The sequence below is a fragment of the Flexivirga meconopsidis genome (assembly GCF_026162425.1).
GTDB classification, from domain to species: Bacteria; Actinomycetota; Actinomycetes; order Actinomycetales; family Dermatophilaceae; genus Flexivirga; species Flexivirga meconopsidis.
The window spans coordinates 1-24,514 of the sequence record NZ_JAOBQJ010000007.1 but is presented as its reverse complement, the minus strand read 5'-3'; the positions used below and the strand labels follow the sequence as shown (position 1 = coordinate 24,514).

20 protein-coding genes and 1 pseudogene are annotated in these 24,514 nt (G+C 63.7%); 11 read left to right on the top strand and 10 right to left on the bottom strand.

Annotated features, from left to right (window positions below):
• Positions 1-79 precede the first annotated feature (79 nt).
• Both N2M23_RS20485 and N2M23_RS20480 read right to left on the bottom strand, forming a co-directional pair.
• Complete coding sequence (locus tag N2M23_RS20485; RefSeq protein WP_171158679.1) at positions 80-340, bottom strand: metal-sensitive transcriptional regulator; 261 nt, start codon at positions 338-340, stop codon at positions 80-82.
• The gene (locus N2M23_RS20480) at positions 324-740 is read right to left on the bottom strand and encodes a DUF302 domain-containing protein (RefSeq protein WP_171158677.1); all 417 of its coding nucleotides are present in this window, start codon (positions 738-740) and stop codon (positions 324-326) included. Before N2M23_RS20480 ends, N2M23_RS20485 begins: the two co-directional genes overlap by 17 nt.
• Positions 741-943: 203 nt before the next feature.
• Between N2M23_RS20480 and N2M23_RS20475 the strand changes: the two genes are divergently transcribed.
• Positions 944-2,998, top strand: coding sequence for an MMPL family transporter (locus N2M23_RS20475; protein WP_265448140.1), 2,055 nt, complete (start codon positions 944-946; stop codon positions 2,996-2,998).
• Between the two features lie 430 nt (positions 2,999-3,428).
• Here the strand turns inward: N2M23_RS20475 and N2M23_RS20470 are convergent, their stop codons facing one another.
• Genes N2M23_RS20470 through N2M23_RS20455 form a run of 4 tightly spaced genes read right to left on the bottom strand, consistent with a single transcriptional unit; the run spans position 3,429 to position 6,223 of the window.
• Positions 3,429-4,322, bottom strand: coding sequence for a cytochrome c biogenesis CcdA family protein (locus N2M23_RS20470; RefSeq protein WP_171158675.1), 894 nt, complete (start codon positions 4,320-4,322; stop codon positions 3,429-3,431).
• Positions 4,319-5,014, bottom strand: coding sequence for a DsbA family protein (locus N2M23_RS20465; RefSeq protein ID WP_171158674.1), 696 nt, complete (start codon positions 5,012-5,014; stop codon positions 4,319-4,321). Before N2M23_RS20465 ends, N2M23_RS20470 begins: the two co-directional genes overlap by 4 nt.
• A 52-nt stretch (positions 5,015-5,066) precedes the next feature.
• Positions 5,067-5,552: a hypothetical protein gene (locus N2M23_RS20460; protein WP_171158673.1), complete on the bottom strand. Its 486-nt coding sequence runs from the start codon at positions 5,550-5,552 to the stop codon at positions 5,067-5,069.
• A 5-nt stretch (positions 5,553-5,557) separates the two neighbouring features.
• Positions 5,558-6,223 carry an ArsR/SmtB family transcription factor gene (locus N2M23_RS20455; RefSeq protein WP_265448137.1) on the bottom strand — a complete coding sequence of 222 codons (666 nt, stop codon included), beginning with the start codon at positions 6,221-6,223 and terminating at the stop codon, positions 5,558-5,560.
• Between the two features lie 192 nt (positions 6,224-6,415).
• Between N2M23_RS20455 and N2M23_RS20450 the strand changes: the two genes are divergently transcribed.
• Complete coding sequence (locus N2M23_RS20450; RefSeq protein WP_171158671.1) at positions 6,416-6,817, top strand: cytochrome c oxidase subunit 4; 402 nt, start codon at positions 6,416-6,418, stop codon at positions 6,815-6,817.
• A 122-nt stretch (positions 6,818-6,939) separates the two neighbouring features.
• Here N2M23_RS20450 and N2M23_RS20445 read toward each other — a convergent pair whose 3' ends face one another.
• Together N2M23_RS20445 and N2M23_RS20440 are read right to left on the bottom strand one after the other, a co-directional pair.
• Complete coding sequence (locus tag N2M23_RS20445; RefSeq protein WP_171158678.1) at positions 6,940-7,704, bottom strand: GntR family transcriptional regulator; 765 nt, start codon at positions 7,702-7,704, stop codon at positions 6,940-6,942.
• 35 nt (positions 7,705-7,739) lie between these two features.
• Positions 7,740-8,111: a DsrE family protein gene (locus N2M23_RS20440; RefSeq protein ID WP_171158670.1), complete on the bottom strand. Its 372-nt coding sequence runs from the start codon at positions 8,109-8,111 to the stop codon at positions 7,740-7,742.
• Positions 8,112-8,225: 114 nt separating this feature from the next.
• Here N2M23_RS20440 and N2M23_RS20435 point away from each other — a divergent pair, with 114 nt between their 5' ends.
• The 3 genes from N2M23_RS20435 to N2M23_RS20425 all read left to right on the top strand — a co-directional run bounded on the left by N2M23_RS20435 (position 8,226) and on the right by N2M23_RS20425 (position 12,222).
• Positions 8,226-9,602 (top strand): MBL fold metallo-hydrolase, encoded by a 1,377-nt coding sequence (locus tag N2M23_RS20435; protein WP_171158669.1) that lies wholly within the window; start codon positions 8,226-8,228, stop codon positions 9,600-9,602.
• Between the two features lie 36 nt (positions 9,603-9,638).
• Positions 9,639-10,844 (top strand): NAD(P)/FAD-dependent oxidoreductase, encoded by a 1,206-nt coding sequence (locus tag N2M23_RS20430; protein ID WP_171158668.1) that lies wholly within the window; start codon positions 9,639-9,641, stop codon positions 10,842-10,844.
• A gap of 154 nt (positions 10,845-10,998) precedes the next feature.
• Positions 10,999-12,222, top strand: a complete 1,224-nt coding sequence (locus N2M23_RS20425; protein ID WP_171158667.1) for a chloride channel protein — start codon at positions 10,999-11,001, stop codon at positions 12,220-12,222.
• 732 nt (positions 12,223-12,954) lie between these two features.
• On the opposite strand, the pseudogene N2M23_RS21160 reads toward N2M23_RS20425, so the two are convergent.
• A pseudogene (locus N2M23_RS21160) lies at positions 12,955-13,284 on the bottom strand (thermonuclease family protein); the annotation flags it as partial.
• Between the two features lie 95 nt (positions 13,285-13,379).
• Between N2M23_RS21160 and N2M23_RS20420 the strand changes: the two are divergent.
• The 6 genes from N2M23_RS20420 (at position 13,380) to N2M23_RS20400 (ending at position 21,303) form a co-directional block, all read left to right on the top strand.
• Positions 13,380-14,951 carry a site-specific integrase gene (locus tag N2M23_RS20420; RefSeq protein WP_212756220.1) on the top strand — a complete coding sequence of 524 codons (1,572 nt, stop codon included), beginning with the start codon at positions 13,380-13,382 and terminating at the stop codon, positions 14,949-14,951.
• Entirely contained in the window at positions 14,948-16,801 is a 1,854-nt protein-coding gene (locus tag N2M23_RS20415; RefSeq protein WP_265448134.1) for a hypothetical protein, read from the top strand. Before N2M23_RS20420 ends, N2M23_RS20415 begins: the two co-directional genes overlap by 4 nt.
• A gap of 628 nt (positions 16,802-17,429) precedes the next feature.
• Positions 17,430-18,902, top strand: a complete 1,473-nt coding sequence (locus tag N2M23_RS20410) for a hypothetical protein (protein WP_265448132.1) — start codon at positions 17,430-17,432, stop codon at positions 18,900-18,902.
• Complete coding sequence (locus tag N2M23_RS20405; protein ID WP_171158662.1) at positions 18,899-19,330, top strand: hypothetical protein; 432 nt, start codon at positions 18,899-18,901, stop codon at positions 19,328-19,330. The genes N2M23_RS20410 and N2M23_RS20405 overlap by 4 nt, the downstream gene beginning before the upstream one ends.
• Positions 19,331-19,954: 624 nt before the next feature.
• Positions 19,955-20,695 carry a MauE/DoxX family redox-associated membrane protein gene (locus N2M23_RS21155; protein WP_425270269.1) on the top strand — a complete coding sequence of 247 codons (741 nt, stop codon included), beginning with the start codon at positions 19,955-19,957 and terminating at the stop codon, positions 20,693-20,695.
• Positions 20,692-21,303: a hypothetical protein gene (locus N2M23_RS20400; protein ID WP_171158661.1), complete on the top strand. Its 612-nt coding sequence runs from the start codon at positions 20,692-20,694 to the stop codon at positions 21,301-21,303. The genes N2M23_RS21155 and N2M23_RS20400 overlap by 4 nt, the downstream gene beginning before the upstream one ends.
• Before the next feature lie 2,827 nt (positions 21,304-24,130).
• On the opposite strand, the gene N2M23_RS20395 is transcribed toward N2M23_RS20400, so the two are convergent.
• The coding region (locus tag N2M23_RS20395; RefSeq protein WP_265448129.1) for a hypothetical protein at positions 24,131-24,514 on the bottom strand (384 nt) is incomplete at its 5' end.

The following is a 24,514-nucleotide window of genomic DNA, read 5'->3' as shown; positions in this document are numbered from 1 at the left end:
CGACGATCATGTTGTGGTTGGTCAGATGGGTAACTGGATCTCTGGTGAGCCACTCTGGAGGGGCGCGTGGCCGCGTCTTCTAGGCGAGGGCGAGAAACAACTTCTCGAGCTTCTTGGTGTCTACGCTGTCGCGGCCTTCTTCGGCGATGCAGTGTTCGAGCCCGGTCGCGACAAGGGCGTAGCCGCCGCGGCTGATGGCCTTGTTCACGGCGGCCAGCTGGGTGAGGGCATCCTCGCATTCCGCACCGTCTTGGAGCATCCGGATCACGGAGGCCAAGTGTCCGTTGGCGCGTTTGAGGCGGGTGATGATCGCGGTGATCTCGTCAGGCTCGAGTTGCATCACGGTCTTTCTGGTCGTTGGTCAGTGCATCCATCATCACTGACAGGCGCGCGCGTGCCTCGCCGGCGACGTCATCGAGCACGGGGCTGAAGTCGGTCATCACCGCGGGGTCGAAGACTTCGACGACGCTGCCGTCATCCTCGACGCTGATCACGACGTTGCACGGCAGCAGGGTGGCGACACGCGGGTCGACGCTGAGCGCCTGCTGGGCCAGTTCGGGACGGCACGCGCCCAGGATGATGCGCGGTGCGACCTGGACGCCGAGCTTGGCCTGCAGCGTGGCGGCCATGTCGATCTCGGTGAGAACGCCGAACCCGGCGTCGGCGAGTAGCTCGCGGACCCGGGTAACGGTTTCGTCGTATCCCTGCCCGACGGTCACCCGCATCGTGAAGTCGTTCATTTCGTTCTCCTCAGCTGACTTGCATAACCCCCCTGGGGGTTCTGTACAGTCGTCATCATATCCCCCCGGGGGGTTAAGAGAGGACGCTGATGACATCTACCCGGTTAACGAGCAGGGCATCGCACGATAAGAATCAGACCGCTGCCGGCCGCTCGGCGGGGCCGTTGGGACGCCTCGGTCTAAGGGTGCTGGGTCATGCCCGCGTGACGCTCGCCCTGTGGGTGCTGATCGTGGTCGGACTCGGCATTCTCGCGCCCCGGGTGGAGGCCTCCTTGTCCGGAGCCGGGTGGCAGGCCAGCGGTTCACAGTCGGTGGCTGCCCGGCAACTCGCGCAAGAGCACTTCGGCGGAAACGCCAGTTCCGCGTTGCAGGTTGTCATCCACAGCGGCGACACGCGTCTGTCCTCACCCCAGGGGCAGCGGACGATTCATGCGGTGGAGCAGACGTTACGTAGTGATCACCGGATTGCCGCGGTGATCGCGCCGCAGCCTGGTGCCACGCTGAGCAAGGACGGGCGCACTGCGATCGTGATCGGTGGCGCCGGCGCTGACACCAACGACATGGTCCGGGCGGCCGTGGATCTTAAACCCCAGCTGACCGCACTGTCGGGCGACGGCATTCAGGTGACGCCGACCGGGGCGTCCCAGCTGTGGGCCGATTTCAACGCGGCGAATCTCGACGCGATGCTGAAGTCGGAGATGCTGTCCTGGCCGATCACGTTGGCGATCCTGGTCCTGGCGTTCGGCGCTCTGGTCGCGGCCGGTCTGCCGCTACTGCTGACCCTGGCGGGCCTGGTCGCCTCGGCCGGCTCCTTGGTGTTGATCAATGAGGTCGTGCCAGTCTCTATTTGGGCGATGAACTTTGCGATGATGTTCGCCCTCGCCCTGGGTATCGACTACGCCCTGTTCATCGTGGTGCGCTACCGCGCCGCTCGCGCGGTCCCAGGAGCCACCCGGGAGAGCGCAGTCGCCGAAACGATGGACACGGCGGGCAAGGCGGTTCTGCTGTCGGGGTTGACGGTGTTGGTGTCGTTGTCGGCCGTTGAGATCGTGCCGTCGCCGGCGTTCCGGTCGATGGCCGGCGGGATCATGCTCGCCGTGGTTTTCGTGCTGGCCGCCACGTTGACGTTGCTACCCCTCGTGCTGGGCAGCCTCGATACCCGGATCAACAAGCTCGCACTGCCGTGGGCGCGGGTCAGTCAGCACCGTTCACCGGCTTTCGAGAAGTGGGGTGAACGGCTGTGGCGCCGCCCCCTCGCGTACGGCCTCGGCGCGCTGGTCGTGTTGCTGGCTCTGGCCGCACCGATCACCGGCCTACGGACCGCGATGCCCTCGATCAAGGTGCTCCCTGACAACGCGGCCGCTCGGATCGGGTACGACCGCGTCCAGGCAGCGTTCGGTCCCGGCGCGCCGGGGATGCTCCAAATCATCGCGCCCACCCAGGAAGCCAAAACTGCTGCGACGGCCGTGGCCAAGGACCGCGGGATAGCAGCTGTCCTTCCTGCTCAACCGGCCGCTGACGGTGCGCCGTACACCCTGATCCAGGCAATGCCGAAGACAGACCCGTCTAACCCGGGCCTGCGGCAGACCGTCGACCGGTTGCGCGACACCCTTCCGCGGGGGGCAGTCGTTGGTGGTGCCGCGGTCGAGAACCTCGACTTGAAGAGCCAACTCGATCGCTCGACACCATGGGTCATCGGCATCGTGTTGGGCCTCGGGTTCGTGCTGCTCCTGGTAGCACTGCAAGCACCACTGATCGCGCTGCTGGGTACCCTGGCCAGTCTGTTGTCGACGGCCGCGGCCTTCGGTGTGGCGCGCCTGGTCTTCCAGGACGGGCATCTCAGTGGCTTGTTCAGCTTCGAACCGCAGGGATTCCTGGACGCGTGGGCGCCGGTCTTCTTCTTCGCGATGATCTTCGCGATCGCGATGGACTACACCGTCTTCCTGCTCGCCTCGGCCAAAGAACACTGGGAGAGATCCGGCGACCCCCACGAGGCGATGGTCGGCGCGGTCGCGCACTCCGGACGGGTAATCTTCGCCGCCGGCGCCGTCATGGTCGCGGTCTTCTTCACGTTCTCCCTGTCCGGCCCGCTACCACCGAAAGAGATGGGCGTCATCCTCGGCGTCGCCGTCCTGCTCGACGCCTTCCTGGTGCGCCTCGTCCTGCTGCCGGTGGTGCTGCGCCTGACCGGACGTGCGGCATGGGCATGCCCCTCCTGGTTACGCCGAATCCTGCCCACCATCCGCTTCTCCCACTGACCAAACACGACCGCCCAGGGGGCAACCGCACAACCACGAGAGGCCGCACCACGCCGCGCGGATACACCGTCGGCGAACTTCGCCGAACCGATCGAACCGGCCCGTACAGGCAACAAGTAACAGGAGATGTATTCATGTGTCGACCCATCCGCTGCAAGCAGTGCGGTAAGACCACGTGGGCCGGCTGCGGCCGCCACGTCGACCAAGTTATGGGCAAGATCCCGCCAGCTGACCGTTGCCCCGGACATCCGAAACCGCCACAGAACTCCAAGAGCTCCGCTTGGCAGCGGTTCCTCGGCCGATGATCACTCGACCGCGGTGCTACGGCGCATCAGGCAAATTGAGTCCGTGTTCAACAGGAACGGTTCGTTGAGAACGAATGTTGCCGATGGGCTGGCCAACGAGACAAAGACATGGGGTGAGCGAGCCCTCACCCACGAGTGCGGTTGTGGCGCAGACCGCTACGTTCACCGTGCGGTGGTGTTGGCTGCTGACGGGATCGAGAAACGGCGATAATGGACGCCACAACTGCGATCACAAGCGGGAAAGCCCAGACGGGTACGGCCTCCGTAACGCGCGAGATCGCCTCTTGGGCGCTTGTTTCCAGGCCGGTGGTATCGGAGAGACCAAGGCTGCCGGTCAGGCTTGCGGTGCCGTCGTAGAGCAGGAAGAGGGCGCCGATGACGATGAACAGGGCGCCGGAGATGAGCGAGGTCGTGTGGATCTGAAACGGTCCGATTTGAAAGGCTTTTCCCCGAATCCATGAGCGCTGCCCTAGATGGAAGCGATCCCAGAACCATGCCAGCACGAAGAGCGGCAGTGCCATGCCCAGTGCGTACACGGCCAACAGGGCCCCGCCGAGGGTTTTGGATCCTTGGGTGGAGGCCATGGTCAGGATCGCTCCGAGTACCGGCCCCGAGCAGAATCCTGCAAGTCCGTATACCGCGCCAAGGGCGACTGTTGATAAATAACCGCCGCGGCCGGCGCCGCGGGATGCCGCCCAGGTTTGCAGGCGTGCGGTCAGTGGGAGGCGGAAGCCACCGCCGAGCAGCTGAACTACTCCCATGCCGATGATGATCCAGCCAGCGATCAGGATTAGTTGCCCGCGGTGGCCGTACATGAGCCTCGATGCTGCTGCTGTGCCTGTGCCCAACGGCACTAGTACGAGCGCAAGCCCGACGTAAAAGGCGGTCGTCCGGGCGAGCAGTGCGCGCCTGCTAGAGAATGCGTAAGCGAAGAACGATGGCAGCAGCAGGGCACTGCATGGTGACAACAACGACAGGGTGCCTGCGGCCAGTGCCGACAGCAAGCTGACGTTGTTCACTGTTGGTCCTTGGATGCCTGCTCGATCGTTTTCTCAAAGACGCTGAGTGGTTGGGCTCCGATTACCGGCGTTCCATTGATCACGAAAGCGGGCGTACCGCTGATCCCGAGTTTCTGGCCTTGCGTGAAGTCAGCTTTGACTGCCGTGGCGAGCTTCGGGTCGCGCATGTCGGCGCGAAGCTTGGTCCCGTCCAAACCGACTGAGGTGGCCAACGACACGATCCGGTCGGTGGTGAGCTCCCCGCTGTTGGGCGGTGCCTGATGTGTGTACAGCGCGTCGTGGAGCTTCCAAAAACCGCCCTGTTTGCTGGCGGCGCGCGCTGCCAGCGCCGCGGTGTACGACTCCTTGCCGAAGTAGGGGAAGTCACGCCATTCGATGCGTAGCACGCCTTTTTTGACGTACTTGTCAACGAGCTTCGTCTCGGTGGTGCGCGCGAATTGACCGCAGTAGGGGCACTGGAAGTCGGAGAATTCGACCATCACCACCGGGGCGTCTGCTTTGCCTTGAGCTAGCGGATCAGCGGTCTGCCGACGTGCGAGGTGGCGGAATTCCTTGGGTATGTCGCCCACTGATGCCGAGGCTGTTTGATTGCCTGCTGGCTTCGACGCGTGCGCCGAGTTGCCGGGTCGGGTGGCGATGAAGGCAACGACTGCGACCACGGCTGCTACGAAAGCCACGAACAGTGGGGTCATCACGTGACGCTGCGCTGAATCGGTATTGGCCTTACTCACTGGTGTCAGTTCCTTACGTCGTTGGTTGAGGCCGTTTGGGCCGGCACTGTGTCTGCGCGGTCAGACGGGCCCGCAGCGCCCACATCAGCAAGGCGATGGCCAGCAGCTGCAGGAACGGCTGTACCGGCTCGAAGAAACTGATCGCCCCGGCATACCCCAACGCCATCAACACGATCTTGTTGCACACGGGGCAACCAACAGCGAAGAAGGTCAGAAGGCCCGCCGCCGTCCCGTGCCGCACTGGCCGCGCGGCTGTTTCGGCCGATTCGGCTGCTGACGGCGACGCGACGTATGTCGCCGTCAGCAGCCCCATCAAGAGGCTCGACACCAGCAGCGCCGGCCACGCCCACCATTGCGGCGGTACGTCTCGGCGGAACAAGGGGTTCGGGAGTAGGTCGGTGGGGATGGCAACAACTACGACTGCCACGACCGTCACGGCACCGGTAATGCCCCACTGCCTCGGAGCCCAGTGTCGGATCGCTGCCAGAGCCTGGACCATGTCGCTCAGACCCCTTGAGCGGTTCGCTCAAGGGGCAGACCGGCCAAGCGCCATTCGAGGATCCCGTCCTCCAGGCGTTTGGCCTCTCGGCCGGCGGCTGTCAACAGTGCGACGGCATCGTGTGCCAGCAGGCAGTAGGCGCCGCGACAGTACGCAATGAGGTTTCCCGCGGGTAGCTGCTGCAGTGACCCGGAGAACTTCTCCAGCGGCATCGACACCGCACCGGGTAGATGGGCTTGTTCGAACTCCTCCGACGGCCGGATATCCAGCAGCGTGGTCTGCGGGGCGCCCAAGACCTCCATCAGCTCGGCACGAGTGATCACTTCCGGTCCGTCGTCGCCCGCACCCAGGTAGGCCCGACGCGCCACCGTCACATCAGGTGAGTGCGTACGTGCCACCACGCCCAGCGCTGCGAACAGGTCTGCCACGTCTTCCCCGGCAAGCCGGTAGATGACGCGTGTGCCATCCCGTCGTGAACCGACCAACCGCGATGCCCGCAGAATCTGCAGATGAGCCGACACGGTGCTCAGCCTCTGATCAAGAGCCCGCGCGATCTCCTCCACCGAATGCGGGCTCTGCGCCAACAGCTCAATGATCTCTAACCGGCGGGGACTGCCGAACGCCTTCCCAACCACCGACAGCTCTTCGAACAGCCGTGTCCGCGAACCCACTGCATCCTCCATAAATATCTGGAATACTGGAAGTATGTCAGGTGGCTAAGCCGTTGGCAAGCCTAAGGCCGCCTCAGGCACTTGCCGGGCCCCGGCATGTGCAGCACTTGCACCTCAGTGCGGGGTGAGGACAGCGGGTGCGCCGCGCGACGCGCGCAGGTAGGTTCGAACGAGGTCCGCAAAGGAGTTCAGATGAAAGTTGAAACAAAGATCTTTTTGCTACTGGCGGTCTATGGACTCGCCGTGGGGACGATCTATGGCACGTTCAGTCATTGGAGCGAACCTGTCGGTGCCGTCGCTTTCTATCTGACCGGTCTGGCCTGTCTGCTGATCAGTAGTTTCCTGTGGTGGACCGGTCGCAAGATCGACTCCCGGCCGGACGATGATCCGTCCGGCGAGCAGGGCGACGTGGAGGGCGATTATGGATTCTTCAGCCCGCACTCATGGTGGCCGTTGTTCTTGGCCGCATCGCTTGCCGTCATCGCCTTGGGGCTTGCGGTGGGATGGTGGCTGGTGATGCTTGCCGTCCCGTTTGTGGCGCTGGCTGCGATTGGCTGGGTCTTTGAATACTTTCACGGAGAACACTCTTTATGAGTGCTTGAACGGGTGCGTCTTGCATCGCGATGCCGGGTTATATGCGCCTATTGGAGTGTCGAACTCAGCCTGCTTGTGATCGCTGGCCGATCAGAAGTCAGATTGGATCTGAGGCAAGCCGGTCATGCTTCAGTTGATCGGTGCACCGCAATGCGGTACCCGGTTCGCGCGTCGAAGTCGGCCATCATGCTGAATCGATCGGCGCGCACGATGGTTTGTCGCCATTCGGTGGGTTGATTGTGTGAGATCCCGAGTCTGTCGATGCAAAAGACGGCTTCTGAGGGTGGGATGTGTAACAGTTCGCGAACGTGCGCCGCGGGGACGGCTGCCCGTAGTTGCTCCTGGCCGCTGGTGAGCCGGATGCCGCACCGGTGGTCGAGTTCGTCGTACAGGCTTGTGTTGTGCCAGTCGACGTGCAGCAGCGGCCGCGCCACATCGGCCGGCAGCCAGACGTCGTCGAGAGCGAGCGGTTCGTCACCGGCCAGGCGAAGCCGGGCTAGGTGAAGCAAGGAGCTGTCGAGGTCCAGGCCGAGGCGGTCGGCGATATGGGCGTCGGTGGTGATGGCAAGCGCGCGAACGACACTGTGTTGGCTGATGCCGGCAGCACGGACCGACTCGAAGAGGCTGTATAGGGCGCCGACTGGTTGTTCGATCTCAGTGGGCGTCGCCAGGTGCGGTGACCTGCCGCGCTCGGCGGTGACGATGCCGTCCTCACGCAACTGGCGCAGAGCCTGCCGGACTGTTTGCCGGCTGACGCCATAGTGCTGTTGGAGTTCGGACTCGGCCGGAAAAGCGCCGGTGAATTCTCCCTCGGCGATGCGCTGGGAGAGGTCTTCGCGGATCTGGCGCCACAGTGGCGCGCGGCCGGAGCGATCGATAGCAGGCATCTTCCTGATTGCTTTCCGTTGCGAGTCCTGGTCGTTCACAACCGTAGGTACGCGGCGCCGTCCCACTGGCGACGCGCCAGTTCCGCCACCCCCGAGGGCACCACGGACACACCACTGATCAGGTCCGATGCAGTTAATCCTCTGCTGCGCATCGTGTTGGCACAAGCCAGCACCCGCACGCCGTGGGCCAGCAACTGCCGGACTCGGGAGGTTCGCAACGCGGCCGCCTCAGGCACTTGTTGCGACAGCGCCATATCAATCCCCGCGCCCACTGCGACCACGTCGATCACTGCGTCCGGGGCAGCGGCGTGCAGATTCTCAACCTGACGGGTCATCGCCGCGATATCGGCGGTGCCGGCGTGCACCACCACGGACTTCTCGCGCTGATCTTGTGGCCCTGACGACATACCATTAATGTACGTACATATGAAGCAAGGGCGCAATCTGCCGCTGGCTCACGTCGCAAGAGCCGGCCTCGAGCAGGCTGGACGGACACGCGCAGCGATCGAAAGAAGGTTGGCATGACGGTGCATATCACTCAGATCGAGACTCCTGAGCTGGGGAACCGCAGCTATGTGGTGGATGACGGGCGTGTCGCGGTGGTCATCGACCCGCAACGGGATCTGGACCGCGTCGAGGAGGTCTTGGCGGACCGCGACGTCGCGGTGGCTGCAGTCGCCGAAACACACATGCACAACGACTATGTCACCGGCGGGTACGTGCTTGCGCAACGTCACCAGGCGCCCTATGTAGTCAATGCCGCCGACCCGGTCAATTTTGACCGGCGCGCCGTTGCTGACGGCGACGTGCTGGTGGTTGGTGGGATGCGCGTGCAGGCTGTTGCGACCCCCGGGCACACCGACACTCACTTGTCCTATGTGATTACCGATGCAGACGACGAGGCTGCCACGCCAGCGGTTTTCACGGGCGGGTCATTGCTGTTCGGCAGCGTGGGACGCACCGATCTGGTCGATCCTGATCGAACCGAAGAACTAACGCACGCGCAGTACCGTTCCGCCCGGCGACTGGCGGACCTGTTGCCCGAAGACGCCGCGGTGTATCCGACGCACGGCTTCGGTAGCTTCTGCTCCTCCGGCGCCACAACGGGCGCCGATGCCAGCACCATCGGTACCGAGCGGCGCACCAACGATGCCTTGACCAACCCGGACGAAGACGACTTCGTGCGCAGGCTGGTCGCCGGGTTGACGGCATATCCCGCCTACTACGCCCACATGGGCCCGTTGAATCAGCAGGGCCCCGGCGCAGCAGACTTGGGTTCTCCCCTGCCAGTCGAGGCAGAGGAGCTGACCCGGCGGCTGACCGCCGGAGAGTGGGTCGTCGACCTACGGGACCGGCGCGCGTACGCAGCCGATCACATGGCCGGCAGCGTCGGCATCGAGTTGGGCCAACAGTTCTCCACCTACCTGGGGTGGCTGGCACCGTGGGGTGCCCCCCTCACCCTGATCGGCAAGTCGCAAGAACAGATCGCGGATGCCCAACGCCAGCTCGTCCGGATCGGAATTGATCAGCTCGCCGGTGCCGCTGCAGGCGACCTGGATGAGATCGCAGGTACTGCCGACCGGGCGCAGTACCCCCGGGTGACGTTCGCCAACCTCAGCGCCAAAGCACCGCAGGACATCGTGCTGGACGTGCGCCGTGCCGATGAACGCACCGGCGGCTACATCGCCGGCTCTGCGCACGTTCCCCTCCACCGATTGCTCCTTGACCTGCCGCAGCTACCCGCCGGCCGGTTGTGGGTGCACTGCCGCTCGGGATACCGGGCCTCCATCGCCGCCAGCTTGCTAGACCGTGCCGGACGAGACGTGGTCCTCATCGACGACGACTTCGACGATGCCGCACAACAAGGCGTCGAGATCGTGCACGACCACGGGCACTGACAACGCACCACCATCAACAGGCCATGGAGGCCAGCCATGAATGCACACACCACACACCACCGCGTCGCTGTCGTCGGCGGCGGAACGGCCGGGATCAGCGTCGCCGCCCGCCTGCTGCACCACGGCATCAACGACGTCGCGGTGATTGACCCGGCGGTCACGCACTACTACCAGCCGCTGTGGACACTGGTCGGCGGTGGTCGAGCACCGATGGACGAGTCCGGCAGGCCAGAAGCATCGGTAATGCCGAAGAAAGCGACCTGGGTGCAGCAAGCAGCCACCGGATTCGACCCCGACAACCGGAAAATCGCGCTGCAAGACGCCAGCACCATCGAGTACGACGCCTTGGTGGTCTGCCCCGGTATCCAGCTAGATTGGGACGGCGTTCCCGGCATGGCCGAGGCGTTGAACACCCCATACGTGTCCAGCAACTACTCGCCCGCACACGCACCCAAAACCTGGGAGCTGATCCGTAACCTGCGTTCCGGCACCGCGATCTTCACAATGCCGTCCAAGCCAATCAAATGCGCTGGCGCACCACAGAAAATCGCCTACCTCGCCGCGGACTACTGGCGCGAGCAGGGCGTGCTGTCCGATATCCGCGTCGTGCTGGTGCTGCCCACACCAGGAATGTTCGGGGTGAAAGTGTTCTCCGACGAACTCGAACGCGTCGCGGCCCGGTACGGCATTGAAGTCCGCACTCAGTCCGAACTGACCGGTGTGGATCCCCAGGCCCGGCAAGCTGTCATCAGCGACCACGACGCCGGCACCGACGAGACCCTGACCTACGACCTGCTGCACCTCGTACCACCCCAGTCCGCGCCCGACTGGGTCAAAGCCTCACCGCTGGCCGGACCCGACGACCCGGCCGGGTACGTGCAGGTCGACAAAGAAACCATGCAGCACACCCGGTACCCCGAGGTCTTCTCACTCGGCGACGCCGGATCGACCCCGAACTCCAAAACGGGTGCCGCCATTCGCAAGCAGGCGCCCGTCGTCGCGGACAATGTGCGCAAGATCCTGCGCGGTGACACACCAGCCAGCCGATACGACGGGTACGCATCCTGCCCGCTGACCACATCCCGGCACACCATGCTCCTGGCCGAATTTGACTACACGATGCAACCCGCGCCGACCTTCAAATTCATCGACACCACCAAAGAACGCCGCGACATGTGGTACCTCAAACGGTACGGACTGCCGGCGATGTACTGGAACGCGATGCTCAAAGGCCGTGCCTAACCCGGCCCGCCAACGGCCACACCCACCGGCACCCACCCCACCCCGCGGCCACAGCAGCATGCCGGGAATCACGACACGACAGTCTCGCGCCCGCATCGGGCTGAGACTATGCGCGGCGATCCTGATTGCCGGGGTCTTGTCAGGGCTTGCCGGAGTGGCCCTGACGTTCTTGCTGCACCTCATCGAACGGTGCGCCTACGGGTACGGCCACGGATCGTTCCTGACCGGGGTACACGCCACGCCGTGGTGGCGCCGCGTCGCCGCCACCACCGGCGGAGGACTGCTCGCCGGCACCGGGTGGTGGCTACTGCGCCGCCGCCGGAACGTGCCCTCCCTGAACGACCTGGTTCATAAGCCCGCCGCGTCACAACGAATCGGCACGGTCCTGGCGGATGCCCTACTGCAGGTGCTGATCGTCGGATCCGGCGCCTCCATAGGCCGCGAAGGAGCGCCTCGGCAAAGCGCTGCCGTGCTCGCCGCGACTGCCACCCGCCGCCTTCGGCTAGCCGACATCGACCAGCAAGCCCTCATCGCAGGTGCCGCCGGCGCCGGGCTATCCGCCGTCTACAACACACCCATCGCCGGCGCAGTATTCGCCCTCGAAATCATCCTGCGCACGCGACGACCGCGCACAATCGCAATCACCGTGGGAGTGTCCCTCACCGGGACCAGCATCCTGTGGCTCATCCACGGCACCGGCCCCACCTACCGATTGCCGCCCATGACATCCGGCTGGGCCCCGGTAGCGGTCTGGTCCGTCATCGCCATCGTCCCGTGCCTCATACTCGGGCGAGCGTTCACCCGCCTCACCCACGCCGCCCGCAGACACCCCACGGCAGCTACACCCCGGCTGATCCTGTCGCTAGGCGCAACCGGGATAGCGCTCGGCGTCGCCGGATGGTGGGCACCGGAGCTCTTCGGCAACGGGAAAGCAGTCATCGACGCGATCGCCGACGGCAATCGTTCGCTGGCCCTGCTCACGACGCTCATCGTCCTCAAACCGGTCGCCACCGCCGGATACCTACGCGCTGGAGCAACAGGTGGCCTACTCACCCCATCCCTGGCCACCGGCGCCGCCATGGGGGCGGTTGTCGCGATCGTCCTGCACAACGCCGGATTCCCCGTCGACGTCCCCAGCTTCGCCCTCATCGCCGCGGTCGGGTGCTTAGCCACCACTCAGAAAGCCCCGCTCTTCGCCGCCATGTTCACCTTCGAACTAGCACACCCCGCAGTCTGGGAACTGGCCTGCTTCGTGATCACCGCCCTCGGCGCCAGCTACCTCAACAACAAAAGAGCGCTGCCCCGACCCAGTCGGCGATCGCAGCGCAACCGGCCCAAAAAGGCGCATCCGAAGGACGGGTCATACACGGAGTCCTAGCCCTGATCTGCGTCCTCTTGAGCGCGCCTTCTTCCACAGCCCGCGCCGGGCGAAGAGGCCCGGGGCGGGTGCTGTGGGATATCCCGCAATGCCTGCCCGATGCAGTTGCGTCGATCGATAGAACCTGGCCAGCCCTGTGCGGAACAGCCCCGGCGCAGGACAAGCCACGCCTATCACCCATGACCCTCATCGATATGCTGCTGACGGCCGGACCAGCAAGAACGCCCAAGGCGGTCGCGGCGAGTACGGATACCATCCGGTCCATCCAGATCCGCATCCACGCCCTGTGCTCATCGCCTGCGCCCAAGGCGCACGTGTCGGCGTATTCGATCAGCTCACCAGCATGCACGGCCACCATGCTGACCGAGGGCACTGACACCTCACGTAGTGGGTCACGCGCTGCGGTACGCCGGCCGAGCAGACCCTTCGACGGAGACCAACCGTTCGTCGGAAGGTGCCTCTACGCGGGAGCGATCACTGCCTCGGGGAGCGGCGAACTACCCGCGACGCATAACACGGCCTCGACCACCGGACGAGGCACGCCCTCACGCCATCGGTCGCGTTCCGCTGCGGGCAGCTCCGACCATGACGGCGGGTGCGGCAACACATCACCGAACCCGCACGACGTCTCGTACATCGCCCGCGCCGCCGCTTCGACCGCCGCAGCGAACACCCGACCGTGGACCGTGGAAGTTGCGGAGCCCGGTACCGGTACGCCGGCATCGTGTCCTGTCATTGCTTTCCCTCCTGGCTGATCGTGCACGTCGCCCACTGGCCGCGGCGGGCACGCTGCGCCTCCCTTTGCGCGGCAACATACTGTGCGCGGCGCGACTCCGGGGCTGCCGAGCGTGGGTGATATTCCGACGCCCTACCTGCCTGGATCATCGCCAGTCCGATATCGCGGCCGTCGAGAGTGACGTAACGCAACAGGCGCCCGTACCGATCTACAGTGTCGCTGCCCGGGCCGGGCGACAATGTGACGGTGTGGCGCCAGATCATTCGATCCAGCGCGGTCCGCGCATCCTCTCCCCCGCACTGCTCCGGCACGGAGCCGTGTCCGGTCTCGGGCGCATTCGTCCTTCTCTAGGCTGTTCGGAATTGTCGGTTCCAACCCAGCTGGAGGGACGTGTATGCCTGCGCACTCAACGAGTTGGACGGTGGTGTTCTACGACTTCACCGCGCCCCCAGCCGAGGTCGACTGCGTGCCGGGGTTCGGCGACTTGAACACGCGCGCAGTCGAGAACGGTGCCCGGCACGGCACACCGGCCTTGGTGGGGCCGGGAGGTCGGCCCGATCCGCGAATCAACCTGTTCTTCCGAACCGGGCGGATGACGTCGGCCCGGCCGACGACGTGGCGACGGTATGCCTACGCACTCGTGGTCTGGCTGGAGTTCCTCCACCTGTCCGGGCGAAGCTGGGACGAAGCGACGCCTGGAGATGTGGAGGCGTTCAAGGAGTGGCGGCTGTCGTCAATGGACAATGCCGGACCGGTGCAGCCGACGAGCTTCGATACCGACCGGGCCGCGCTGAACAGCTTCTATCTGTGGGCTGGTCAACGGTACGGGGTTGGTAATCCTGTCGCGATCACGAGTTCGAGATCGTCGCATCACGGGCTTCATCGGACGTGGATGGGTTCAGCGCCTGGCGTGGGCCGTGACCCGTTGCGGCCAGCGAGTTCATCGCGGCGGCAGGTCAAGTGGATGCTGCGGTCGGCGTTCGAGCAATGGCGAAACATCGGGTTGTGTGGCTACGGCTTCGATGGGGTGCGTCGTACGGGGTGGCGTGGCATGAATGAGGACCGCGACGCCGCCTTCGTGGACGGCCTGTACGGGACGGGGCTGCGTCTGGCGGAGTGGGCCAGTGTGCTCGATATCGAGATTCCCGAACCGGGCTCAAGCCGGTTCGCGGCGGCACGGCTGGCGGCCGCGTGCATCAAGGGCGGCCGGGCGGGCAGGTCGTACCGGATCCCACGCAGCGTGCTGCACGCGATCGCCGCGTACACCGACCCGGTCGAGGGCTCTCGTGCCGAGGCGGTACGCCGCGCGCAGCGGGCTGGCCGGTACGAGCGGCTCCCGGCTATTCAGGTAGTCGACGACTATCGCCCTGCAAGCCGTCGAATCCTGATCGAGGGCGCTGCTCACTCGGTGTCGCTGGACGCGTTGGGGATCGACGAGCGGCGGCTGCTGTTTCGCCAGGCCCCACAGGGGCTCGTGCCACTGTGGCTGTGGCTCGCACCGAACGGGATGCCGAAGAAGCCTTACGGGTGGGAGGACACCTTCGACGCGGCCAACCAGCGCATCGCCCGAATATGGGCGGAACGCCCCGGCGGCGGCCTGGCCGCCGACTGCCCGCTGTGGGCACGGCCACACATGTTGCGGCACTCGTTCTGCTTGAAGTGGTACTCGATCTTGTCGGCGGTGTGGCGCTGCCGTGTGGACGGTTTGTCCGAGGAGGAAACCCGGGATCTACGCGACCAACTGGGTGACATCTGGTTCCAGCTGGCCACGTTGATGGGTCACGCTCACCCAATGACCACCCGGAACATCTACCTGGAACCCTTCACTGGTCTTGAGATCGACTACCTGATGGGGTTGCTGGACCAGGAGGAGACTGCCGGCGTCGACGCACTGCTCCGGACGCTGGCACGCGAAGGTGGGCGCACTCTGCAACCAGTACCTGCCCCGGCGGATACGAGCGGGGCCACCGGGGCTCAGGTCGTGGAGCGGTGAGTTCGGGGCCCCGTGGCGGGCAGCGTGCCACCCATCCGGCCACCGGCTGGATGGCGAAGCCGCGATTGCAGCCGGACGGGATGAGCGTGCTGTTTCTGGAGGAGTCCAGCGGACGCAGCACTGTCTTCGATTTCGCTGGTTTGTCGGTCTCTGAGGATATCCGCCGGTGGCTGGCTGCCGCGGTTGCCCGCCAGATCACTGCCCGGTCGAGCGTCAAACGCTTGCAGACGGCACGCTCGCTGGTCGATGCAGCACGTCACTTCGCTGTGGTGCTGTCGCAGCATCCCGTCCCGGCCCAGTGCCCGGCGGACATTGTCGGCGATCATTTCGCGGCGTTCCGACGCCGTTACGAGCACCTGAAACCGCGCACCGTTGCTGGCTACGTCGAAACCCTGCGCCGGCTGCTGCACGAGGACGACCGGTTGAGCCCGAGCGCGCGCCAGGGTCTGGCGGCGATCCGGGTGCGTGGGATGAGTCGTCGAGAGACCACCCGACAGACCTACACCGATGCGCAGTGGCAGGTGATCATGACCGCGCTGCGACGTGAAGTGCGCACCGCGAGGGACCGCATCTATGGTGCACGGCGGCTGTTGGCCGACTACCGTGCCGGCGACCTCCCGGCGGGAAGCGAGCACCTTCTCCTGGGCGAGCTACTGGACGGGTTCGACCGCACCGGCCAGCTGCCCCGTAAGGCCAACACGTGCGGCACTCCCGAGGTCGCCCGGTGCGGGGGCTTGGTGACGGTGGCGGGCATGCTCTGCCTGTCGCCGCACGAGTTGGCGGCGTTCGCATTGCTGTTGGTCACGTTGACCGGCCAGAACTATGGCACCATCGCGACCTGGCCGGCGGCACACTTCCGGCCCGACGGGGGTCTGACTGAGGACGGCGTTGCCTTGGTCGAGGCGTGCAAGCCGCGGCGTGGCCCCGAGCACGAGCACATGATCGTTGCCCTGGAAGACCTACTCACCGTCGATGACCCCGAGCATCGGTGGTCTCGGTCCCCGCTGCGCGTCTACCAGCTGTTGCTGAACCTGACCGGCATGGCTCGACGCCATGCCGGGACCGACAAACTGTTCGCCGGCCGGCTCGCGAAGACAACCGCTGCGGCCACGAGCCCGTGGATCACAACCCTTCGTATCCAGCACGGGCAACGGTGGGCCGAGGCCCGGGGATTTCCGACCGTTGCTGCGGCCGAACCCGGCGGGACACCGGTTGTTTCCGCACGATGTTTGCGATTGACCGCGATCGAGCGTCGTCGGCGGCCCGTTGCACACACCGCCACCACGATGCGCGACATCTACCTCATGCCCCACCCGGTCGTGCAGGATCAAAGCCGCACCGTGATCGCCGCAGCCCTGGAAGCCGAGGTCACCAAGGCCCGCGATCATTTCCGCGTCCCGGTCTTCACCCAGGCTTTCGTGGACCTGGCCCGCCGGGACCCACGGGCCGCCGCCGACCAAGCTGGCGTCGAGCCGGACCAGTTGGCTGGCATGGTGGGCGGAGCCCAGGACACGGTGCTGGCGTCCTGCCGGGATCATCGCGACAGCCCCTACGACCCCGCGGGGACCGTGTGCTCGGCATCCTTCCTGACTTGTTTGGACTGCAGCAACGCCCGGGCTCTGCCGCGCCAGTTGCCGATCCAGATGGCCGCGATCGACGCGCTCCAAGACCTGCGCAGCCATACGCCGCCGACACTGTGGGCGCGTCGATACGGGCCACGGCTGCAGCAACTGCACGACATCATCAACGCGTTTCAGCCCGCAGAGATCGACCACGCTAGGCGCGCCATTACCGCTCAGCATCGACAGCGCATCAGCGACCTTCTGGAGGGACGATGGGACTTGCAGTAGCCCGCACCGGCTCAGACCTTGCCGAGGTGTCGATCCTGCACCGGCACACCATCCGCCCGGGTACCCCGCCCGAGAAGCTGTCGTCGTTCGGCGACATGGTCTGGCACCTGGGCCCTGCCCATCCCGACGCGCACGTGAAGATCGCGGCGATCTACTGGCGACGTTGGCCCGCGGAACTGGTCGAGGATTTCAAGACCGTGGTGCTGGCCTTCTTGACCGAACCGACCCCGCGGACGGTCACCGTCACCAGCGGCGGGGAACTCATGGGTATTGGCACCCTGAGCTTCCGGCTACAGACGCTGCGCGTGTTTGCTACCTGGATGAGCCAGCAGCACCTGAGCAGCCTGGGCGAGGTCACCGACCAGCAGCTGGACCGGTACCGCCAGCACGTCCTGGGACTGGAGACCAGCAACCGGCGAAACGGGACCTGTTCATCGGGGTCCTTGCCATGTGGTCCTACCGTGACCGCCTGCCATCACGCTGCCGCATCGGATCGGCAACCGTTCCCTGGGGTGGGACCACTCCGGCTCGGATGGCCAATGCGCCTGCCCGGGCGGCGGGCCAAGAGAACACGACTCCCCGGATCGCCTCCGCGACCATGGAGGCGTTGCTGTCCTGGTGTTTGCGGATGGTCGACACCATCGGCCCGGACATCGTGGCGGCACGCGACGAACTCGACCGGTACGAAGCTGGAACACACCCTGACCAGGACGCCTACCACGGGCTATCGTCACGGCAACGCGTCACCCGATTCGCTGCACTGACCGCCGAGCACAGGAACGCGCTGCCGGGCCAACTGAGCAGTGACGGCCAGTCCGCGATCAACTGGGCTCAAATCGCGATACGCCTGAACCTGACCAACCACCAAGTCCACCCGCACCTTCGCGATCCCGTCCTCGACCGCGACCTACCAGTCGCTGCCGGCAGTTTCGTCGGCACCATCACCGGCCGGATCGACGACCAACCATGGCGACAACAGCCGATCACCACGCAGGAACTATCAGCGCTGATGAAGTGCCTCTCCGCGGCATGCTTCGTCGTCATCAGCTACCTATCCGGCATGCGCCCCGGCGAGACGCTCAACCTGCGCCGCGGCTGCGCGAGCCAACACCCAGACACCGGGCAACTGCTCGTCAACGGACGCTACGGCAAAGGCCACGGTCGTGCACCCCGCCCCGAAGACGGCGAGCACGATCCGTGGGCTCGGGCATGGGTCGTCGTGCGGCCCGTTCACCAAGCCATTGAAATCCTGGAACAGTTGTCAGAGTCTCCGTTCCTGTTCCCTGCCAGCCTCACCGGCGCACACGTCAGGCGACCTGCCGATCACAACGCGCGACGCACCGGCGATATGACCCATGACCTGCAGCGCCTCATCGACTGGGTCAACACCACCTTCGCCCGCACCGATGGCAAGCCGCTGATACCGACGGACCCGAACGGGCGCATCTACCCCTCGAGGTTCCGCCGCACCCTGGCCTACTTCATCGTCCGCCGCCCCCGCGGGTTGATCGCCGCAGCACTGCAATACGGGCACGTGTCCACCACCGTCACCCTCAGCTACAGCGGCAAAGCCGACACCGGCTGGCAGGACGACGTCGCCGTCGAAAGACTGGAAGCCATCCTCGAGCAAAACGAGCAGGACCACCTGCTCCTGGCCGAAGGCGAGTCGGTCAGCGGTCCCGCCGCCACCGCCTACCAAGACCAGATCCAGCAAACCCACCGGTTCGCCGGCCGCTCCGTCAACCGGGTGCGCAACGTCGAACGCCTGCTGGCCCAGGTGGACCCGAACATCCACCACGGCGACGCCATGACCTGCGTCTACCGTCCCGAGACTGCAGCCTGCCGCACTGCAAGAGTCAACGAAGGGCTCCCAGTCGACGACGGACCCTTGGAAGCCGAATGCCAATCCGGATGCTTGAACCTCGCCTACACCGACCGCGACATCCAGCTGCTGCGCGAACGCGTCAGTACCTTGGATGCCGGTGCTGAGGACCCGCTGGCACCAGAACCCCTCCGCGACCGCACTCGTGCTCAGGCCAGTCAGGCACGAAGCGTGATCGCCAGGCACGAGACCACCACAACAACAGACGCAACGTCGTGAGCCGCCGCAAACGGGACCTGGAAACGGAACGCCGCGACCTGACCGCGGCCGCGCAACGCCTACTGGACGGCACACCCCTTCGATCCACCAGCGGACGACTCACCAGCACAGAACTCATCACCGAATCGGGGCTCCGGCGCGATGTCGTCTACGGCGACCACAAGAACCTCGTCGACGACTTTCAGACCCGTGCCAAAGCTCAGCATCAGACACCAGCATCCATCGCGCAGGTTGCCGACGAAAACCGTGCGCTCAAGACTGAAAACGCTGACCTGCGAAGACAACTCGACGCCGGACGGCAGACCACCACGACTCTCGTCAAAGTCGCTACTGAGCTCTCCCTCGAGCTTCAGCAAGCACGTGCCGAGATCGCCCAGCTACGACAGGTCCAGCGCCTGCCAAAGCCACAGACCGCGCCTAGCAAGTAGCTCGGCGTCCTTCATCACCGACGACGCAGTACGTACCTGCTATCGGATTAACAGTCGACTCCTTGGCGCTGAGGCCTCTACACCAGATTGGGAGACGCACCAACGCCATCTCGGCGCACTGCGAAGAGTGCTCAATAGTAGCGAACGAATAGATGGTCCGTCTGCCCAGACCACGAGAGATTGAATTTCCAGCACCCCGGGCGCGGCATCGTGACGTAGGACGGTCCAGGACCATCAGTCAACACCCGGGTTACTTCCATACCGCTCTTCTGGTCCACAGCTTTAATCCGAAGTGGCCCGCTCCCTGACGACCGAGCGATCCACAGAATCTTATTCGCCCGGTCCGGATCGGACTTCGCACCTCCTTGTAAAGGCCACCCGAAGGGGACCGCCACAATCCGACCTTGACTCCCTGTCAAGTGCGCCCGCGGCGCACTTGGAGTGCTCATCACAGCGCCCGCCCACTGCGGGAGGACCGATTTTGAGGGTGCCTGACATCCTCGCGACCCCGCTGCCTCAGCCTCGTGCGTCGAGCGCGTCTCCACAGCGCTCGAAATGGACGAACCCCCAGTGTTCCCAGGGTGATTCGCCTCACTGCTCGAGCAACCACTTAATGTCATTGCGATGGCGGCGACCGCCACGCTGCCAGCCTTAACCGCTCGTCGATCCATCCTCGCACCTCCTCCTCCACCAGCCATCCAACCACAGCGAAGTCTTGACATCCGTCAACGTAAGAGTAGCTTGACAGCAAGAACACAGTCCTTGCCAACGAGCTCATCACAGCTCACCGACGGGGGTTTGTCCGTTGCTGGGGAGGAAGCAATGGCTTGGAGGTTCGTCGAACTCGTCTTAACGGTTTTCGTTGTCGTTGTATTGGTGCGAGCCAGCGTTTCAAAACTGGCGTCACCTGGACCCGTAGTCCGTTCCGTAAACGAGCTATTTCCAAATATCGACGTGCAGAGATGGGCGATATTCGCGCTCGTCGCGCTCGAGCTGGCAACAGCTTTTTCGGCAGCATTCCGCGGCTTCACTGTGCTCGTGGAGCTAGTCGGTCTAGCTGCCCTCGGTTCGCTATTCATCATCGCTGGGACGCTGGGTGCAATACGTGGATCCGAGGAGCCATGCGGTTGTTTTGGAGCAGCAAGCGCCAGTTCATTAGGCTGGCGTAACACCGCATTCGGCGTCGCACTCCTCATCTATGGCCTCTTTCAGGCATGCGCACCTATCGACTATGCCGCACGCGTTGCAGTAGTCGCATGCTTAGCATCAATATCGCTCGTTTGTCTGGCGGCACAGAGCGAGCGATACGTGGCACTGTCCGTCTTTCAAACGATATCCCAGAGATTCGAACGGATCCGAACATGACCGTTGTGACCACACTCCTGACCGCGGCCGTATTTATTCTCGCGATTGCGGTGACCCTCTTGTTCGCGATGATTGGAGAACTTTCATCTAGGGAATCTGGCCCATCCGCTGCCACCGAATCATCTGACTGGGTCGAGCCAATACCGGATTTCAGGCGGGACTTAACTGATATCGGTTGGCCTCCAGAACTCCGTGACACCGCGACAACAGGACTCATAATCGTCCTCAGTTCCATTTGCAGCACGTGCAGCGCTGTCGCGAGGTCCCTTAACGACGATGCGCACTTTGTTGCCGACAACAACGTCCACATTGTTGTATCGACCGCCACCTCCAGTATCGGGCAGGACTTTATCGATGCTTACAATCTATCCAACTTGCGGCCGTATCTTGATGTCGGCGGCAACTGGGTAGTCGGATCCCTCGGCATCAACTCCAGTCCTTCCGCGGTGTACATCCAAGACGGACTCGTGCGCAGTGCCTACAATTTTGGATCCATAGATGCTCTTGAATCTCGAATACTCGAAGACCGCGAACGACTACGCGCTCTTCGCTCAACGCTTGATTCAAAGGGTTTGGAAAATGAGGAACGAGTGAAGGAGCAGGCATGATGTTCAGGAAACAGCAGCAAACAGGCCCCGCCTGCGAGCGAGCTTCTTCTGAAAAGAAGGTTCGCAGGCGTCCACTCTTGAAGAGCATCGGAGCGACAGGTATCGCAACGTCTGCAGCAATTATCGCCGGCACGGCCAACGCGACCGAAGCGTCAGCAGCGCCAGCGTGCTGCAGCCTCGCGCATCCGTCAGGACCGAATCACGTCAGCTACTCCTACTGCTTCGCGCACCAGGACTATATCTGGTATTGCTCGACAAGTGGTGGTGTCCACTGCTCCTGTTGTGAAACGAAGAACAACGCAAAGTCGGCGGCCGACTGCAGATACAACTAAGAGAAAGTAACCATGACGGAGCCTTCCGTAGCTAACGGCGACAGAATCATTCACGAAGACGGTCGCGGACAGATTGTTGTCACACGGTTCGAATGTCCGAACGCGTACTCGTTCGCATTGATTCGCCTACTTCATTACGCGGTTCGACGCCAGGCGAAGAAGCGTGCTCTCGCATTTCGAGGAGTCGCGGTAATTTCATCCTGGCGAACCAAGACGATGATGAGTATTACTGTGTGGGATTCACTGCAGTGAATCTACGACATGGGTCAAGTTAGCAAGCATGTCGCGGCTTCGCGGGTACCGTCGAAGTTGCGCGCCCAGACAAAGTGCGGGATATATACCTATCGCGGAGAGTGGAAGACCATCATGTTCGATGCTCCTCATGCGATACCCGAAGAACCGGAACCCATCCGGCCTCTTTAAGAATTTGAGTACTATTAGATAGGGGAAAGATGATGTGGACACCACCAATAGACAGAGGATTCGCGTTCGTCCACGACTCCATCGATGGTAGCCATGACGTCATAGTGGCGTTGACGGTTGGAGGTGGCGGCGAAGCCAAGAACGTCGTAGCGAAATACTCTGACAGACCATCCGTGGACATCGGGGGTTCCGTAGAGATGCTTGATTTGGGACGCGGGGTGCAACGCACCAAGAATGCGGTCTTTGTTCATGGCAAGCTGAATGACAGAAACGTCTACGTGCGATCCGCGGACTGACATTTTGATCCCATGGCGATACTTATCTTCTGTCTCGCGGGCGTAGGTGCCGTGCTTCAGATGTTTTCTCCTTGAGGACAGTCCATGGCCGGGGTCGCCGGCCCTATGCTTCGGCGGAGTAGATCGGATGGCACACGTTTCTTGACGGGGCTCTTTGTTGGTTGGCTAACCGCCGCTATTGCTGTAGGTTATGCGCTCGACAAATTTGGGCATGTCCTAGAGGACGCAATTGGGGTTGAGTCGCGCCTTGCGATCACGGTGGGAATCTTGTTGCTTCTTGGGATGGCCGATACTTACGGTCGTACGCCTCACATTTGGCGGCAAGTGCCTCAAGCGCTGATACGTGTGCTGCGCCCGGGTCGGTTGGGACTCCGCTGGGGTGTCGACCTCGGCTTGCTCGTGACGACCCAGAAGACAACTTCTCTGTTGTGGGCAGCACTCATCGCGTTAACGTTGCTGGATCCAACATATGCGATGGTCATTCTGGTAGAAGTGGCTACTGTTTCAATGGTTGCGATTACTATCCGAAGCATCAGATATTCGGTGTGCGCACTCCCACAGCTTGGAGATGGAGAAAGATGGTGGTTTCGGACTATGCGCTACGCGTCTGGATTCTCCATCATCCTGTGCGGGCTCGTTTTGCCTGTCCTGTTGTGACAACAATAGGAGCTCCAAGGGCATCTCCTGTTCGAAGTACGCGTATGGCCTTGCAAGTAACCAAGTACGAACGGGTGATTACATTGAGCATTTGGAAGCGAAATCGGAACGCCGTCGGCGACCGCAGTGGATCCTACAGGGAAAAGCTCCGCAGACGCCCTCTCATACAGAGCATCGCCGCGACAGGAATAGCAACGTCTGCGGCCATCATTGGCGGTACAGCTGGTGCGCCCAAGGCGTCTGCATCACCGGGATGCTGCAACCTCTCGCATCCGATCGGAGCTGGTCACGTCAGCTACTCCTACTGCTACGCCCATAGGGGGTACATTTGGTACTGCAGTGCGAGTGGGGGCAGCTTGCATTGCTCATGTTGTGAAACAACGGGCAACACAGAGTCTGGGGCCGACTGCAGATACAATTGATTGATTTCGTTCACCCCGTTGGCGGAGCAAGGTGGAACGGGCGAACTGCTCGGGCCAAAGCTCAAGTGGGATGTCTTGGGGCATCACCTGGTAGTTGACACGTGGTCGCCTCCTTGGGCGGGCACGTGCGGTGTGTGCCGTTGCCGGACGATCTCGCCGCCGAGCTGCGCGAGCACGGGGCATGGCTGAGCGCCTTCAGCAGTGTCGCTGATGCAGGCGATCTGCGGGACATCGCACGCGGTTACGAGCCAGTCCCGTTCTGCAAAGTGACACCGCCCGCGGCGATGGGCCGCCACTGAGAGCTCGCGGACAGCGTCTTTTCTCATCGCCAGCATCGGGGCCGAGAGACCCCACTCTGGCCGCCGAGGTCTGGCGGACCACAGTGTTTACAGCGAGGCCCTTCCTGATCCAAAGGTTGCCCCAGGTAGACCCGACACCAGCCATCGCGACACCCAAGTTGCCTAATGAATGATCCCGAGGATTCTGATCTTCCGTGACTGACCGTCGACATCGGTGCGAAAGGTGTCACCGTCGACCGTCGCCGTCACACGTACCCGCGTTCCCCCGCTCGTCGCTAACCTGGCCATGCTTGAGGACCTAGCCGGCTGGACCGACCCCGAGGCGTTCGACGTCGATGCGCACCCGGACAGCACCGCCACAGCCGCGACGACGACACAGGCAACAGCTGCTGCACGTTTCATCGTGAGTCATCGTCGGGCATAGTCGCGAGCTGCTCGCGTACCTGCTCCAAAAGGTCGTGCACGGTGCGGCCCTGATGAACGGCGTTGGCCTCCAGCAGCATGCGTTGACCGGCCACAATAAAACCGACGACGCCGACCACGAAAGCATTGCTGCGCTGGGCGATCTCGCTGACGACCTCGCTGGCTGCCTCGGAATCTTGCCGGGCTGCGGCGTCGACGAGCCGGTTAGCGCTGCCGATCCACTCATCGCCCAGACCAGCGGCCTCGGCCTCGGCCATGGCCGAAGCCCGCGATGCTCCCAGAGCGTCCGAGACCGTGGCGTATATGCCTTGCCGGCAGGCGTCCACTGCGGTCCCGACCCACATCATTGAAAACCCGGC

What these genes read in the sequence shown, in the direction of transcription:
- N2M23_RS20480 (WP_171158677.1), bottom strand. Translation starts at nt 740, where the DNA reads ATGAACGACTTCACGATGCGGGTGACCGTCGGGCAGGGATACGACGAA.
- N2M23_RS20445 (WP_171158678.1), bottom strand. Translation starts at nt 7,704, where the DNA reads ATGCCTGCTATCGATCGCTCCGGCCGCGCGCCACTGTGGCGCCAGATC.
- N2M23_RS20450 (WP_171158671.1), top strand. Translation starts at nt 6,416, where the DNA reads ATGAAAGTTGAAACAAAGATCTTTTTGCTACTGGCGGTCTATGGACTC.
- N2M23_RS20410 (WP_265448132.1), top strand. Translation starts at nt 17,430, where the DNA reads ATGGTCGACACCATCGGCCCGGACATCGTGGCGGCACGCGACGAACTC.
- N2M23_RS20485 (WP_171158679.1), bottom strand. Translation starts at nt 340, where the DNA reads ATGCAACTCGAGCCTGACGAGATCACCGCGATCATCACCCGCCTCAAA.
- N2M23_RS20465 (WP_171158674.1), bottom strand. Translation starts at nt 5,014, where the DNA reads ATGACCCCACTGTTCGTGGCTTTCGTAGCAGCCGTGGTCGCAGTCGTT.
- N2M23_RS20430 (WP_171158668.1), top strand. Translation starts at nt 9,639, where the DNA reads ATGAATGCACACACCACACACCACCGCGTCGCTGTCGTCGGCGGCGGA.
- N2M23_RS20400 (WP_171158661.1), top strand. Translation starts at nt 20,692, where the DNA reads ATGACCGTTGTGACCACACTCCTGACCGCGGCCGTATTTATTCTCGCG.
- N2M23_RS20435 (WP_171158669.1), top strand. Translation starts at nt 8,226, where the DNA reads ATGACGGTGCATATCACTCAGATCGAGACTCCTGAGCTGGGGAACCGC.
- N2M23_RS20440 (WP_171158670.1), bottom strand. Translation starts at nt 8,111, where the DNA reads ATGTCGTCAGGGCCACAAGATCAGCGCGAGAAGTCCGTGGTGGTGCAC.
- N2M23_RS20460 (WP_171158673.1), bottom strand. Translation starts at nt 5,552, where the DNA reads ATGGTCCAGGCTCTGGCAGCGATCCGACACTGGGCTCCGAGGCAGTGG.
- N2M23_RS21155 (WP_425270269.1), top strand. Translation starts at nt 19,955, where the DNA reads ATGGCGGCGACCGCCACGCTGCCAGCCTTAACCGCTCGTCGATCCATC.